The sequence below is a fragment of the Burkholderia theae genome, assembly GCF_048565265.1.
GTDB lineage: Bacteria > Pseudomonadota > Gammaproteobacteria > Burkholderiales > Burkholderiaceae > Burkholderia > Burkholderia theae.
The window spans coordinates 114,091-128,703 of the sequence record NZ_CP183463.1 but is presented as its reverse complement, the minus strand read 5'-3'; the positions used below and the strand labels follow the sequence as shown (position 1 = coordinate 128,703).

Genomic DNA, 14,613 nt, shown 5'->3' with positions numbered 1-14,613 from the left:
TGGTCGAGCGGCTCGGCAGCAAGGTCATGGCAGACAATTTCAATTGAAGGATTGACCTTCTTGTGCGATGCGCACGATCGAAGCCGTGAGCAGTCGGCTTACCGATTGATCGCCGATGATGCGGGAATCGGCATGCAGTAGTGTCATCCCGATACTCCCGATTGAATGAAGTTCGGTCACGGCCACCGGAGACGGTAGCCGACGGGCTGTGGTCGGCGAAGTTCTCATGAAACGAGAGGGCTGTGCTAGGGGGCTCCTTGATTTTGCTGCGTTTTACCTGAGTACACCGATCTAGATGCGACAAGACTTAGCGGTCCATCCCCAAACCAGTAATCAGCAAAATCGATGACTTTCTGTCCTCGCATGTCGGCTTCAGGGTTCAGGTCAACCGTGCTTCCAGATTGATCGAACTCCAGCGCGTCGGGAGATATGAGGACTTTGATATGCGGAATATGCAGTTCGAGGTCGACCGCTTCAGATCGTGTTCAGCGGGATTCTGAGGTAGCGTTTACCGTTGTTTTCCACTGGTGGAAGGGCACCGGCCTGCATGTTCACCTGCGTCGCTTGAAGAAGCAGCTTCGGTAAGGTCAGCGTCGCATCTCGCGCGGTGCGTGCCGCGACAAACGCGTCTTCAGTGATCCCGTCGCGAGCGTGTACGTTCGTGGTGCGTTCGACCCCGATTGTTGTTTCCCAAGCGTATGCGTCCCTGCCGGGGGCCTTGTAGTCGTGACTCACGAATAGTCTTGCTTCGTCGGGAAGGCAAAGCAGCCGCCGAATGGAGCGGAAAAGCCGCCTGGCGTCTCCGCCCGGCAAGTCGGCTCTTGCCGTACCGTAGTCCGGCATGAGCATCGTGTTGCCGCAGAACACCGAGTCGCCAATGACGTAGGCGACACCGTCCGGCGTATGTCCGGGAACGTCAAGAACCCGGCACTCGATCGCCCCGATCTTGAATCCCTCTCCGTCATCGAACAGGTGATCGAACTGCGAGCCGTCTCGCAGAAACTCCGGTCCGGCGTTAAACAAGCCGCCGAAGATTCGCTGTACCGTCGTTATGGCGCGTCCGATTGCGAGCGTACCGCCGACACGCGCCTGCAGAAAAGACGCGGCGGTCAGGTGGTCTGCATGTACATGGGTTTCGAGCAACCATACGATCGAGAGGCCTTCCGATTCGATATAGGCGACGATAGCCTGGGCCGACGTCTCCGAACATCGGCACGTCGGTGCGTCGAAGTCGAGGACAGGGTCGATGACCGCTGCCGCAAGCGAGATCGGATCATGAACGACATAGCTGGCGGTTGATGTCGCCTCGTCAAAAAATGAATGGACAACCGGCATCGGATGTTTTCCAGCGCGAGTTTGAACGATGCTCGCGATAGCGTGTTCGAGCGATTGATCCACGCGACGTCTCCTATTTCTGCCACGTCCGTCTCCGACTCAAGCCTCGGAGAAGAATTGCGCAAAGTGCGGTTCGAGTTCGGGGAAAGCATCTGCGTGCCGATCAGCAGGCCGGTTTGGCGTCGAGGCCCCTGGATCAGCGACCGACCCGACTGATGTCTGACCGCCCCGGCAAGGTGGCGGGTCGATGGACGACGCCTTGATCATCGCCGTCGCGTTGCTGCACATCGCGTTCCGCGCGCGCTTTGGACGAAAAACCGAATCCCCCCGTGCAATCAAGTCGCCCGTCAGAATGCAAACGCCGTCCTTTCGGGCAATCACTCTCTGCCAGGTCTGTTCTCCATATCGACACGCCGTTGAACTGCTCCACGAGACGAGAACGGTATCGGCGGACGGGCGCTCGAGAATCACGATGCGGACCGCCTCGAGGTTCGAATCGGTTCTGCACGCACGCTCGTCTATTGCCGGGGAAATCGGTGCAGCCGAAGGCCATCGGAGGGCGTCGAGGATCCTGTCCCAGCGATACCCGTCGCTTATGCCGTTTGCGGCATGTTCGATACCTGGAGTGTTTTCCATAGCTTGATTATCGCCATCGGATGCTGGATGCAGCGGGAGAAACGGTGCTGCCAGGCGTACGGTTTTTGCACGAGGCCTGTGCAAAGCGCTGCACAGGCTCATCACAGACAGACGATTCAGCTTTGAAGGAAATCGAGTAGATCGAGGTTGACTGCGCTCGCGTTTATCGTGGCCATGCCATGCGAGCCGCTGGGATAGATCTTGAGCCGTGCATTCGGGGCGATTTCAACCGACCGTCGTGCCGATGCGTCGATCGGCACGATCTGGTCGTCATCGCCGTGCAGAATGAGGAGCGGTACGTCGATTCTTTTCAGATCTTCCGTATAGTCGACCTCGGAGAATTCACGAATACAATCAAATTGCCCCTTTATCGAACCCATCAGGCCTTGCGCCTGAAAGGCGTCGATCGTGCCCTGTGACACGTCGGCACCCGAGCGGTTGAAGTTGTAAAACGGTACGGCGAGATCCTTGTAGAGTTGCGAACGATTGTTGACCACTCCGGCGCGAAGACCATCGAATACGTCGATCGGCAAACCGTCAGGGTTTTCGGCTGTCTTGAGCATGATCGGCGGAACTGCGCCGATCAGCACCGCCTTTGCGACGCGCCCGGTTCCGTGACGGCCGATGTAGCGTGCGACCTCGCCACCACCGGTCGAATGCCCAACCAGCACCGCGCCCCGCAGATCGAGATGGTTCAGGAGTGCCGCGAGATCGTCGGCATACTGATCCATGTGGTTCCCTTCCCATGTTTGACCGGAACGGCCGTGGCCGCGACGATCGTGTGCAATGACACGATAGCCTTTGGTGCCGAGGAACAGCATTTGTGCATCCCAGGCGTCGGCACAGAGCGGCCACCCATGGGAGAAGACAACTGGCGTGCCTGTCCCCCAGTCCTTGTAGAAAATTTCGGTACCGTCCGTGGAATTGAAGTAGCTCATGGCACGTTCCTGATCAGGATGATTTGAAGGGAAGTCTCTGGCAGGGCAATACGAAGCATCGAGTCGAGTTTGCGATCGCGAACGGCTCGTCGCACCGGCGCCCGTTGGTTTCCGGCGTGGCGGCGAGCAGCGACCCGCGCATGCGGGTCACACTCACGAAGCGCGGGCATCGTCGTTTCGTTTCAGCGGCTGCAGTCGTCACGCGTCGATTTCACGCGGCAACCCACTGAACCACGATCGATCCGGAACGACCGTCACGTTTCTGTTTGTCGATGTCGAGGCCGACGGTACGCCCGCGGTTTCGCGAACCTGCGTCAGCGCATGCCGCCACTGGCGACGATGTGCTCGCCCGTCAGCCACTTTGCGTCGTCGGAAGCGAGGAAAACCGCAATCGATGCGACGTCGTCCGGTCTGCCCACGCGCCCGAGCGGCGTCTGGCTGACCGCCGAATGCTCGAACTCCGATCCGATCACGCCGGCGCTTTGCGCGCCTTCGGTCACGATCACACCGGGGTTGATCGTATTCACGCGAATGCCGCGCGGCCCGAGTTCGCGCGCGAGCGCGCCGGTGATGGAATCCACCGCGCCTTTCGTGCCGCTGTAGACGGCGGTCGTCGCCGGTGTGAGCGTCGAGACGACCGAGCTGACATTGATGATGCTGGCGCCTTCGCCCAGGTGCTGGACGGCGGCCTGTGTCGTGAGCAGGACCCCGAGCACGTTGATGTCGAACTGCCTGCGGTATTGCGCTTCCGTGAACGCCTCGATCGGCGCGAACTCGTAGACGCCCGAGTTGTTGACGAGAACGTCGAGGCGCCCATACGTTTCGATCGCCGCGTCGACGATGCCTTTCGCGTCGGCGGCCTTCGACACGTCGCCGCCCACGGCAACCGCTTTCCCCCCGGCCGTGGTGATGGCGGACACGACGTCGTCCGCGCCGGCCTTGCTGCTGGCGTAGTTCACGACGACCGACGCACCCTCAGCCGCGAGCGCCTTGGCGATGGCGGCGCCGATACCCTTCGACGCACCGGTTACAACGGCCACTTTCCCTGCAAGCTTGCCCATGATGTTCACCTCAGTGTGAATGATTCCGTTGATGGACACCGGCCTGCCGTCTCGCACGATGCGATCGCCGGTGTTTTCTGCCAATGCGGACCTGCATGCGGTCGCGATCGCTTGGCGCGGCGCGACTGGCCGGCCGTCGATGCGCGGGACATGGCATCTTCAACCCGGCCATGCCGAATTGCGGATGACGGAACAGAAATTCCCCCGATGGAAGTGAGGCTCCTTGTCGGCGATCACGTCGGCTTTCACGTTGCCGAACGTGGTTTCCGGTTTGTGCTTGATGCCGTCGTAGAACGCCTGAATGATCTCTTCCTCGAAGTGCGGCGGGCGCGGATGTGCATGCGTCACGGCTTCGCGTTCCTCGTGCGAGAACGCGTGGTACGAAAGTCCGAGCACATCCATCTCGACACCGGCGGTCACCAGCGCAACGATCGGGGGCATATGGCGCGGAATGCCGGGCGTGGTATGCAGCGCAATGGCCGTCCAGACGAGGTCGATATCGGCCGCGGTGATGCCCCGGCTCGATAGAAATTCGCGGGCCGCATTGGCCCCGTCGACTTCGAAGCGCTCGGTGGCGCTGCTGTACGCCCCGGAGAGGCCGACGTCATGAAACATGGCGCCCGCGTACAACAGTTCCGGATCGAATTTCAGGCCGCGGCGTACGCCCTCCAGGGCGCCGAACAAATATACGCGGCTCGAATGATGAAAGAGTAGCGGGGTGGACGTGTCGCGCACGAACTCGGTAATTTCCCGTGCAAGCTGACTGTCGGGCACGGCGACATCCTGAATGACCTGGGACATGACGGTTCTCCATCGAAATGTGAGCGGATGCTGGCGCCCTGGTGGACGCCGCACGCGAATGGCCGGTTACTTCGTCGCAGTCGTCGCCCCGATTCTTGCGAGGGCCTCGCGAACGCCCGCGCCATACTCGGGGTCCGCCTTCGCGCAATTGAGGATGTGGCGTTCCTGGATATGCGCGTGGACGGAGGCCATCTGCCGGGCGGTGTTATCGAACAGCAACTGTTGCTGCGCCTGACTCATCAGGCGAAACAGATTTCCGGGCTGCGCGAAGTGATCGACGTCCACGCGGTGGTCCCAATGTGCGGCGTCGCCCTCGATCCGCAGCGGCGGCTCGTGAAGATCGGGCCGCACTTCCCACTCGCCGGCACTGTTCGGGTAGTAGGACGGCGTGCCGCCGAGGTTGTCGTCTGTGCGCATGGCGCCATCGCGGTGGTAGCTGTGGAAGGGGCACTTCGGCGCATTGACGGGAATGTGATTGAAGTTCACGCCCAGTCGATAACGTTGCGTGTCGCCATAAGAGAAGAGCCGCGCCTGCAGCATCTTGTCCGGCGAAAAGCCGATGCCGGGCACGACGTTCGCGGGCGAGAACGCGGCCTGCTCGACCTCGGCGAAGTAGTTGGCCGGGTTGCGGTTCAATTCGAGTACGCCGACCTCGATCAGCGGGAAATCGCTTTTCGGCCAGACCTTGGTCAGGTCGAACGGGTTGAACGGGAGCGCCCTGGCCTCGTCGTCGTTCATCACCTGAATGAAGAGGGTCCAGCGCGGGAACTCGCCCCGTTCGATGCTCTCGTAAAGATCGCGGCCATGCGTTTCGCGGTCCTTGCCCACGAGTTGTTCGGCTTCGCCGTCGGTCAGATTCTCGATGCCTTGCTGCGTACGGAAGTGGAATTTCACCCACGTCCGCCGATTGTCGGCATCGACGAGGCTGAACGTATGGCTGCCGAATCCATGCATGTGGCGGTAGCTGCGCGGGATGCCCCTGTCGCTCATGACGATCGTGACCTGATGAAGCGCCTCCGGCAGCAGCGTCCAGAAGTCCCAGTTGTTGTTTGCGCTGCGCAGTCCGGTGCGCGGGTCGCGCTTGATCGCGTGGTTGAGATCGGGAAAACGCAGCGGGTCACGGAAAAAGAACACGGGCGTGTTGTTGCCCACGATGTCCCAGTTCCCTTCTTCCGTATAGAACTTCACCGCGAAGCCCCGGATATCGCGTTCGGCATCGGCGGCGCCGCGCTCGCCGGCGACTGTCGAAAAGCGCATGAATACCGGCGTGGCCTTGCCGATTTCCGAAAAGAGTTTCGCCTTGGTGTAGCGCGTGATGTCGTGCGTCACCGTGAATACGCCGTGCGCGCCCGATCCTTTGGCGTGCATGCGTCGTTCGGGAATGACCTCTCGGTCGAAGTGCGCGAGTTTCTCGATCAGCCAGATATCCTGCAGCAGCGCGGGACCGCGCGGGCCGGCCGTTTCGATGTTCAGATTGTCGGCGACGGGCGCACCCGTTGCGTGATCGAGACGCGTAGACGTATCGCGAGTTTTCATGCGTCGACTCCAGGAGGGGTGGGCGAACCGGCGCAGCGCCATGCCGTTTCGGGGCGGGCGGCCGCGCGAGGCTTTACGGGAAAATCAACGTGCTATTTCGGCAGGTGCGCCGACATGAAACGGCCGGACCGCGATGGCCACCCGTTCGACGAGTGACGCGCCACGGAGGCATCGACGAGTCGATGTGAGAGAAGCGTACCCGCGGGGTGCCCGCGCGATCTTGTATAAAACACCGGTTCGTTGGACGATTCGCGGACGACCGTCGAATATCGGGGGCAGGGGCTGAATCCGGATCAGGGGGCGGTGGTGCGGGGTGCGTCGGCGCATATCGAGCGGGCACACATGCGCCGCCCGTGACGTTTGCGCCGGTCCGGGGCTATCGGTTGCGCTGCGCCCAGTCTTTCGGCCCGCACCCCTCGAGACGCGAGAACACGCGCGAGAAATGGCTCTGGTCGAAAAATCCGCAATCCGATGCGATGCTGGCCAGGCTCGCATCGGTTTCCCGCAACAGCGATTTCGCGCGCTCGATACGGCGCTTGAGCAGCCACTGATGGGGTGTGCTGCCGGTGGTCTGCTTGAAGGCTTCGCCGAAGTAGCTGGTGGAGAGATTGCACTCGCGCGCGAGATCGGCGATCGACGGATTGTCGTGCAGGTGGGACGCGAAATAATCCTCGATGCGCCGCATCTGCCAGGGAGCGAGTCCGGAGCGGCGCGGCCGGAGCGCCGGATCGGCTCGGCCGTAGCGTGTGACGACGTGTTCGCAGAACGCCAGTGCGAGGTAATCGATGAACAGCGCACTCGTCAGGTCGGGCTGCCGCAGGACCGTCTGCAGCGTATGCGACAGACTGAACAGCACCGGGTCGCTGGCGCCGAGATGCGGCTGCACGAGTCCTCCTATGCGCCGGCGCCGCTTTTGATCGGTGAATTCCTCGATCGCGCCCTGGGCCAGATAGAGCCGCATGGTATCGAACGGCATGTCGAGACGGCGCGTCGGGCTCGAGCGCAGGTCGAGCAGAAAGCAGCTGCCGGGACTGCACGACGCGGACGCGTCGAGATTGCCGCTTGAATAACGGAGGCCGGGATCGGGGCCCAGTATCAGCGGCATCTGGAAGACGAAGGCTTCCTCCGGTTGCGGCGTGAGCGAGCGCCCCGGCTGGGGCCGCGGGTTGATCAACCGTGTGAACGAAATCGGTTGCCCCTGGGAGAAAACGCCGGCCCGCACGGTCGGTGCATCTCGCAGGAGAAACCGTTTGGCGAGTGTGTCGTCCGCAACGGGTTGCCCGAAATCGACAGGATCCTTGTCGTTCATTCATCGCGCCCTGGAGTGCGCCCGTTCGGGTGTGGCGTGCCTTTACCCGACGGCGGGTTCAAATGAAATCAGGCCCAATTTAGCGCAATTCGATGACGGCCGCGCGATGCGTGCAGTCACGCGCGCGACGCTGTCCGATCGCGGGTGCGACGCGCACGCCAATGGTGCGCGTCGCACTCGCGCGGAACCGGAAGGTGCGCGGGCTTCGTTGCGCGCGCCAACGCAGGGCGGCTTCGTCAGCGTGAACTCAATGACGTCTGACCGACGTGCGATGCCGGGTCCCAGCCGCCGCCGAGCGCCTTGAACGTCGAGATCGCTGCCCGCGCGGATTCCGTCTGTGCTTGCGCGCGCGCGTCGGCGGCCTGCAGCAGCGTCTCGTTCGCGTGCAATACGTCGATGAAGCTCGCGGCACCGCTGCGGTACGCGGTCATCGAGGCATCCTTGGCGCGGGAAAACGACGACTCGGCATGCGACAGCGTGACAGCCTGCGCCTGTCGATTCACCAATGAAGAGAGCGAGTTTTCGACGTCCTCGGACGCGCGGAGTACGGCCTGCCGATATGCCGCGAGCGCTTGCGCGTCGGCGCCTTTCGCCGCTTCGACGTCGGCGCCGATACGCACGAAATCGAACAGGCGCCAGCGCAGCCCGACGAGGCCGGCCGCCTGGTTGGCGCCGCCCGAGAACAACGTGCCGGCAGCGGCGGAGGTCGCGCTGCCGAGGAAGGCGTTCAGCGAAACCGTCGGGTAGTACTCGCCGATCGCGGCGCCAATGCTTGCATTGGCCGCGGCGAGGTGACGTTCGGCGGCGATCAGGTCGGGACGTCTTTGCAGCAGATCGGCCGGCGTGCCCATTTCCGCGAGCGACGGCGCAACGGGGATCCCGGCGGGCGGGCTCAGCTCCGCGCGGTGCGTGCCGGGAGGCGTGCCGAGCATCACGTCGAGGGCGTTCGACGCTGCATCGAGCGCCGCGAGCAGGACGGGCACGCCGGCCTGAACCTGATCGAGCGCGCCTTGCGCCTGCTGAACCTGATAGTCGGCCGCCGCACCCTTCGAATACAGGAGTTTCACGTCCGCGAGCAGTGCCTGCTGCGTCTGCACCTGTCGGGTCGCGATGTCCAGACGGGCCTGGAGCCCCCGGATCGTGACGTAAATGTCCGCGGTCTGGGCCGCGACGGCAAGGCGGGTGGCGACCGCCGCCGCCTGCGTCGCCGAGTAATCGGCGAGCGCGGCTTCACGCTGGCGGCGCAGACCGCCAAAGATGTCGATCTCCCAACCGGCCTCCAGGTTGGTTTCGTACTCGGTGCCCCAGCGCGCGTAACCCGGCGTGGCATTGAGCAATTGCCCCAACGGCGTGTCGACGGACTGATAGGCGCGGGCCGCCGACGCGGAAACCGAGGCCGACGGGAGGAGCGCCGCGTTGGCCGTGCCGAGGCGTGCGCGCGCCTGAGTGATTTGCGCGACGGCCTGGGCCAGATCCAGGTTCTGCGCCAGCGCCAGCGAAACGTAGCGCGTGAGCAGCGGGTCGTTGAAGCTTTCCCACCAGGCGGACAGATCGGCAACCGGAGCCTGTGCCGTGCCGGCGGGCGGCTTGGTCATGTAGTGCTGCGCCAGCGGCGCATCCGGGCGGTGGTAGTCGGGACCCACGGCGCACGCTGAAAGGGCGGCGACGCTGGCCAGGAGAACAAGTGGACGGTGCAGGGGCATGATCATCTCGGGAGCGCAAAGGGAGAGCGGATGGTGTGACCAATATACAATATGGTCACAAGTTGTCAACTCACGGCTGAGCGGCTAAGCTTGAGACATGAACAAACCGACTCCCTCCGCCTCCCCGTCCCGCGGCCCCTCGGACCACGAAGTTCGCGCGCAGATCGTCGACGCCGCAACGGAATACTTCAGCCGCTACGGCTTCGAAAAGACCACCGTTTCCGACCTCGCGAAGGAAATCGGGTTTTCGAAAGCCTACATCTACAAATTCTTCGATTCCAAACAGGCGATCGGTCAAGTCATCTGCGCGAATCGTCTCGCCGCGATGATCGCCGCGGTCAAGGAAAACATCGAAGGAGCGCACAGCGCGACGGAAAAATTTCGCTGCATGTTCAAGACCTTGCTGGCATCCGGAAGCGAGCTCTTCTTCCAGGATCGCAAGCTCTACGACATCGCCGCCGTGTCGGCCGCATCGCCCTGGCCATCGGTCCAGGGTTATGAGGACCAGATCCGGCAACTCGTCGCCGAGATCCTGCGGCTCGGGCGCGAAACCGGCGAATTCGAACGCAAGACCCCGCAGGACGAGGCAGTGAACGGGATCTTTCTGGTGATGAAGCCCTATTTCAATCCGCTGCTGCTCCAGTACAACCTCGACGGTGCGGAACAGGCGACGACCCAACTCGCGAACCTGGTCCTCAGAAGTCTCGCACCATGAATCTTGTTGTGACTATTGACTAAATTGGTCACTGGTATCAGAATGAGGGCTCCTGTTCTTTGCGAGAGGGGACCTCATGTTCCGGCGCCATCATTTTGTCTACACACTGGGCGTGGCTTCGCTTGCGCTCGCGGCATGCGGCGAGCATCCGGCTGCCGATCCGCGCACCGAGGCGCCACTTGTACGTACGAGCGCCGTTCACGGCGCGGCGGGGGCGAGCCGGTCGTTTTCGGGTGTCGTGGGCGCCCGCGTTCAGAGCGATCTCGGTTTCCGGGTTCAGGGCAAGGTCATCGAGCGGCTGGTCGACGCGGGCCAGGCGGTCAAGCGCGGCCAGCCGCTGATGCGCATCGATCCGATCGATCTGGGGCTGCAGGCCCGTGCGCAGCAGAAGCTCGTGGATGCCGCGCAGGCGCGGGCGACGCAGACGGCCGCCGACGAGGCGCGCTATCGGGATCTCGTCGCGGCAGGCGCGGTTTCGGCATCGACCTATGACCAGCTCAAGGCGGCCGCGGATTCCGCGAAGGCCCAGCTCGTCGCGGCGCAGGCGCAGGCGGTGCTCGCGAACAACGCGTCCGGATACGCCGTCGTCATGGCGGACGCCGACGGCGTGGTGGTCGAGACGCTGGCGGAGCCTGGCCAGGTCGTCGCGCCGGGGCAAATCGTCGTGCGGCTCGCGCATGCCGGCCCCCGCGAGGCCGTCGTCCAGCTTCCCGAGACGCTGCGTCCCGCATCCGGCTCGATTGCCGAGGCGACGCTGTACGGCGCGGCCCGGAAGCCCGTTCCCGCCGTCCTGCGCCAGCTCTCCGATTCCGCGGATCGGCTGACGCGAACCTACGAGGCGCGGTACGTCCTCCAGGGCGCGCTGTCGAATGCGCCGCTCGGCGCGACCGTGACGCTCGATCTCGCCGGCGATGCCGGCCACGCAACCGCCGGCATGGTGGTGCCGGTCGGCGCCGTGTTCGATCCGGGCTCGGGCACCGGGGTCTGGACGGTCGACCGGGCCCAGTCGCGTGTGACCTGGCGCAAGGTGCGTGTCACCGCATTGAGCGACGACAGTGCGACGGTGACAGGCGACCTTCGCGAGGGCGACCAGGTCGTCGCGCTCGGTGCCCAGTTGTTGCACGACGGAGAGCAGGTGCGTCTCGACAAGATGATCGCGGCATCCGTCTCCGCGCAAGGAGCGGCGCAATGAGCGGCTTCAACTTGTCGGCGCTCGCGGTGCGGGAGCGCTCGGTCACGCTGTTTCTGATCATCCTGATCTCGATCGCCGGCGTGATCGCTTTCCTGAAACTGGGGCGGGCCGAAGATCCGCCCTTTACCGTCAAGTCGATGACGGTCATTACGGCGTGGCCCGGCGCGACCGCTCAGGAAATGCAGGACCAGGTGGCCGAGCCGCTCGAAAAGCGCATGCAGGAACTGCGCTGGTACGACCGGACCGAGACCTATACGCGGCCGGGGCTGGCCTTCACCACCGTGACCTTGCTCGACAGTACGCCGCCCGCGGACGTGCCCGAGGAGTTCTACCAGGCGCGCAAGAAGCTGCATGACGAGGCGGACAACCTGCCGCCCGGCGTGATCGGCCCGCTCGTCAACGATGAGTACTCCGACGTAACGTTCGCGCTGTTCGCGCTCAAGGCGAAAGGCGAGCCGCAACGAGTGCTGGTGCGCGACGCCGAGGGATTGCGCCAGCGGCTCCTGCATGTGCCGGGCGTCAAGAAGGTGAACATCATCGGCGAGCAGGCGGAACGGATCTATGTCTCGTTTTCGCACGACCGGCTCGCGACGCTCGGCGTGACGCCGCAGGAGATCTTCGCCGCGTTGAACAACCAGAACGTTCTGACGCCGGCCGGTTCGATCGATACGGCGGGCGCGCAGGTGTTCATTCGCGTCGAAGGCGCGTTCGACAAGCTGCAGACCATTCGTGACACGCCGATCGTCGTTCAGGGCCGCACGTTGAAGCTCTCCGATGTGGCGACCGTCGAGCGCGGTTACGAAGACCCGGCCACGTTCGAGATTCGCAACAACGGCGAACCGGCGTTGCTGCTCGGCGTCGTGATGCGGGACGGCTGGAACGGGCTCAACCTCGGCAAGGCGCTCGACGCGGAGGTCGCGTCGATCAACGGCGGGATGCCGCTGGGCATGAGCCTCACGAAGGTGACCGACCAGGCCGTCAATATCCATTCGGCCGTCGACGAATTCATGGTCAAGTTCTTCGTCGCGCTGCTCGTGGTGATGGTCGTGAGCTTCGCGAGCATGGGATGGCGCGTCGGCATCGTCGTGTCGGCGGCGGTGCCGCTGACGCTCGCGGGGGTCTTCGTCGTGATGGCCGCCACGGGCAAGAGCTTCGACCGCATCACGCTGGGTTCGCTGATTCTCGCGCTGGGCCTGCTCGTCGACGACGCGATCATCGCGATCGAAATGATGGTCGTGAAAATGGAGGAGGGCTATAACCGCGTCCAGGCGTCGGCTTACGCCTGGAGCCACACGGCCGCGCCGATGCTGTCGGGCACGCTGGTCACGGCGGTCGGCTTCATGCCGAACGGCTTCGCGCGCTCGACGGCCGGCGAATACACGAGCAACATGTTCTGGATCGTCGGCATCGCGTTGATCACCTCGTGGGTCGTGGCCGTCGTCTTCACACCGTACCTCGGCGTCAAGCTGTTACCCGACATTGCCGTGATCGAAGGCGGCCACGAGGCGATCTACAACACGCGGAACTACCAGCGTTTTCGCTGTTTCCTCGGGCGCGTGATCGGCCGCAAGTGGATGGTCGCCGGGATCGTGGTGGCGTCGTTCGTCGTCGCCGTGATGGGCATGGGACTGGTGAAGAAGCAGTTCTTCCCGACGTCCGATCGCCCGGAAGTGCTCGTCGAAGTGCAGATGCCCTATGGGACTTCGATCGAGCAGACCGCGTCGGCAACGGAAAAGGTCGAGGCATGGCTCGCGAAGCAGCCGGAAGCGCAGATCGTGACCTCGTACATCGGGCAGGGCGCTCCGCGCTTCTATCTGGCCATGTCCCCGGAGCTGCCGGATTCGTCCTTCTCGAAGATCGTGATCCGCACGAACGATGAGCGTCAGCGGGAAGCGCTCAAATTCCGTCTGCGCAAGGTCATCGCCGAAGGACTGGTGCCCGGGGCGCAGGTTCGCGTCACGCAGCTGGTGTTCGGCCCTTACTCGCCTTACCCCGTTGCGTTCAGGGTCATGGGCCCGGACGCGGGGACGTTGCGCACCATCGCCGCGCAGGTCGAGCGGACCATGAACGCCAGCCCGATGATGCGAACGGTGAACGCCGACTGGGGGCCGCGCGTTCCCACCGTGCATTTCACGCTCGATCAAAATCGTCTCGGGTCGTTCGGGCTGACGTCCAGCTCGGTCGCGCAGCAACTGCAATTCCTGCTGACCGGCATTCCCGTCACGCACGTGCGCGAGGACATTCGTTCGGTGGAGCTGGTCGCGCGTTCGGCGGGAGACACCCGGCTCGACCCGCAACGGATCGAAGGATTCACGCTGATCGGAAACGCAGGGCAGCGGGTGCCGCTCTCGCAGGTCGGCAAGGTCGACATCCGCATGGAGGATCCGATCCTGCGCCGTCGCGATCGAACGCCGACGATCACCGTGCGTGGCGATATCGCCGAAGGATTGCAACCGCCCGACGTGTCGACCGCGATGCTCGCGCAATTGCAGCCCATCATCGCGAAGCTGCCGGGCGGCTACCGGATCGAGGAGGCCGGCTCCATCGAGGAGGCCAACAAGGCGACCAATGCGCTCGCGCCGCTGTTCCCGATCATGATTGCGCTGACGCTGCTCATCATCATTTTCCAGACGCGCTCGATTGCCGCGACCATGATGGTGTTCGCAACCAGTCCGCTGGGTTTGATCGGCGTGGTGCCGACGCTCCTGCTGTTCAATCAGCCCTTCGGCATCAACGCATTGGTGGGGCTCATTGCGCTGTCCGGCATCCTGATGCGCAACACGCTGATCCTGATCGGCCAGATCGAAGAGAACACGCGTGCGGGCATGGCGCCGTTCGATGCGGTGGTGGAGGCCACCCTGCAGCGCTCGAGGCCCGTGATCCTGACTGCGGTTGCCGCGATGCTTGCGTTCATTCCGCTGACCCATTCCGTGTTCTGGGGCACGCTGGCGTATACGCTGATCGGAGGAACTTTCGCCGGAACGATACTGACGTTGGTGTTTCTGCCAGCGATGTACTCGATCTGGTTCAAGATCCGGCCCGGGGCAGAGGAAAGCCACTCTGCGCTCGAACCCAGCGCCAGCGTGACTTCGTAGACATGTGCGCTCCGGGCGATGAGGGGCTCGCCCGGGGCCGTCGATGTGAACCAGGGAGGCCTTTGATTTCTGTGCAATTTTCCGGTTAGATCCACCTCAACCTGGCGGTGCTTTGCGTCAAGGCCCCAATTTAATAGTCAAAATAATCATAGGCTTGCTGACTATACGATACAGTGGGGCAGGCGAGCGATTCCGAGCTTCGTACCACGGCGAACTCGGGACTATTGAGATGGTCCAGTTGCTCGGCAGCAAGGTCATGGCCGGCAATTTCAATTGAAGGATTGACCCTCTT

Annotated in this window: 11 protein-coding genes; 3 read left to right on the top strand and 8 right to left on the bottom strand. The window is 63.4% G+C overall.

What is annotated here, in order from left to right:
- Window positions 1-474 precede the first annotated feature (474 nt).
- From ACN22W_RS33510 to ACN22W_RS33475, 8 genes are all read right to left on the bottom strand, one after another.
- Window positions 475-1,398 carry an MBL fold metallo-hydrolase gene (locus ACN22W_RS33510; protein WP_419690375.1) on the bottom strand — a complete coding sequence of 308 codons (924 nt, stop codon included), beginning with the start codon at window positions 1,396-1,398 and terminating at the stop codon, window positions 475-477.
- A 36-nt stretch (window positions 1,399-1,434) separates the two neighbouring features.
- Window positions 1,435-1,971: a DUF3331 domain-containing protein gene (locus tag ACN22W_RS33505; RefSeq protein WP_419690374.1), complete on the bottom strand. Its 537-nt coding sequence runs from the start codon at window positions 1,969-1,971 to the stop codon at window positions 1,435-1,437.
- 116 nt (window positions 1,972-2,087) lie between these two features.
- Entirely contained in the window at window positions 2,088-2,909 is an 822-nt protein-coding gene (locus tag ACN22W_RS33500; protein WP_419690373.1) for an alpha/beta fold hydrolase, read from the bottom strand.
- A gap of 314 nt (window positions 2,910-3,223) precedes the next feature.
- Window positions 3,224-3,970, bottom strand: coding sequence for an SDR family NAD(P)-dependent oxidoreductase (locus tag ACN22W_RS33495; protein WP_419690759.1), 747 nt, complete (start codon window positions 3,968-3,970; stop codon window positions 3,224-3,226).
- A gap of 159 nt (window positions 3,971-4,129) precedes the next feature.
- Window positions 4,130-4,771 carry an HD domain-containing protein gene (locus tag ACN22W_RS33490; protein WP_419690372.1) on the bottom strand — a complete coding sequence of 214 codons (642 nt, stop codon included), beginning with the start codon at window positions 4,769-4,771 and terminating at the stop codon, window positions 4,130-4,132.
- Between the two features lie 66 nt (window positions 4,772-4,837).
- Complete coding sequence (locus ACN22W_RS33485) at window positions 4,838-6,307, bottom strand: catalase (protein WP_419690371.1); 1,470 nt, start codon at window positions 6,305-6,307, stop codon at window positions 4,838-4,840.
- Window positions 6,308-6,683: 376 nt separating this feature from the next.
- Entirely contained in the window at window positions 6,684-7,616 is a 933-nt protein-coding gene (locus ACN22W_RS33480) for a helix-turn-helix domain-containing protein (RefSeq protein WP_419690370.1), read from the bottom strand.
- Window positions 7,617-7,852: 236 nt separating this feature from the next.
- Window positions 7,853-9,319, bottom strand: a complete 1,467-nt coding sequence (locus ACN22W_RS33475) for an efflux transporter outer membrane subunit (RefSeq protein WP_419690369.1) — start codon at window positions 9,317-9,319, stop codon at window positions 7,853-7,855.
- A gap of 97 nt (window positions 9,320-9,416) precedes the next feature.
- Between ACN22W_RS33475 and ACN22W_RS33470 the strand changes: the two genes are divergently transcribed.
- The 3 genes from ACN22W_RS33470 to ACN22W_RS33460 all read left to right on the top strand — a co-directional run bounded on the left by ACN22W_RS33470 (window position 9,417) and on the right by ACN22W_RS33460 (window position 14,321).
- The gene (locus ACN22W_RS33470; protein ID WP_175906376.1) at window positions 9,417-10,034 is read left to right on the top strand and encodes a TetR/AcrR family transcriptional regulator; all 618 of its coding nucleotides are present in this window, start codon (window positions 9,417-9,419) and stop codon (window positions 10,032-10,034) included.
- A 76-nt stretch (window positions 10,035-10,110) separates the two neighbouring features.
- Window positions 10,111-11,226, top strand: a complete 1,116-nt coding sequence (locus tag ACN22W_RS33465) for an efflux RND transporter periplasmic adaptor subunit (protein ID WP_419690368.1) — start codon at window positions 10,111-10,113, stop codon at window positions 11,224-11,226.
- Window positions 11,223-14,321, top strand: coding sequence for an efflux RND transporter permease subunit (locus ACN22W_RS33460; protein ID WP_419690367.1), 3,099 nt, complete (start codon window positions 11,223-11,225; stop codon window positions 14,319-14,321). Before ACN22W_RS33465 ends, ACN22W_RS33460 begins: the two co-directional genes overlap by 4 nt.
- Window positions 14,322-14,613 lie beyond the last annotated feature (292 nt).

Coding starts and splice junctions, on each gene's coding strand:
- ACN22W_RS33490 (WP_419690372.1), bottom strand. CDS start 4,771: ATGTCCCAGGTCATTCAGGATGTCGCCGTGCCCGACAGTCAGCTTGCA.
- ACN22W_RS33495 (WP_419690759.1), bottom strand. CDS start 3,970: ATGGGCAAGCTTGCAGGGAAAGTGGCCGTTGTAACCGGTGCGTCGAAG.
- ACN22W_RS33505 (WP_419690374.1), bottom strand. CDS start 1,971: ATGGAAAACACTCCAGGTATCGAACATGCCGCAAACGGCATAAGCGAC.
- ACN22W_RS33500 (WP_419690373.1), bottom strand. CDS start 2,909: ATGAGCTACTTCAATTCCACGGACGGTACCGAAATTTTCTACAAGGAC.
- ACN22W_RS33470 (WP_175906376.1), top strand. CDS start 9,417: ATGAACAAACCGACTCCCTCCGCCTCCCCGTCCCGCGGCCCCTCGGAC.
- ACN22W_RS33460 (WP_419690367.1), top strand. CDS start 11,223: ATGAGCGGCTTCAACTTGTCGGCGCTCGCGGTGCGGGAGCGCTCGGTC.
- ACN22W_RS33465 (WP_419690368.1), top strand. CDS start 10,111: ATGTTCCGGCGCCATCATTTTGTCTACACACTGGGCGTGGCTTCGCTT.
- ACN22W_RS33485 (WP_419690371.1), bottom strand. CDS start 6,307: ATGAAAACTCGCGATACGTCTACGCGTCTCGATCACGCAACGGGTGCG.
- ACN22W_RS33480 (WP_419690370.1), bottom strand. CDS start 7,616: ATGAACGACAAGGATCCTGTCGATTTCGGGCAACCCGTTGCGGACGAC.
- ACN22W_RS33475 (WP_419690369.1), bottom strand. CDS start 9,319: ATGCCCCTGCACCGTCCACTTGTTCTCCTGGCCAGCGTCGCCGCCCTT.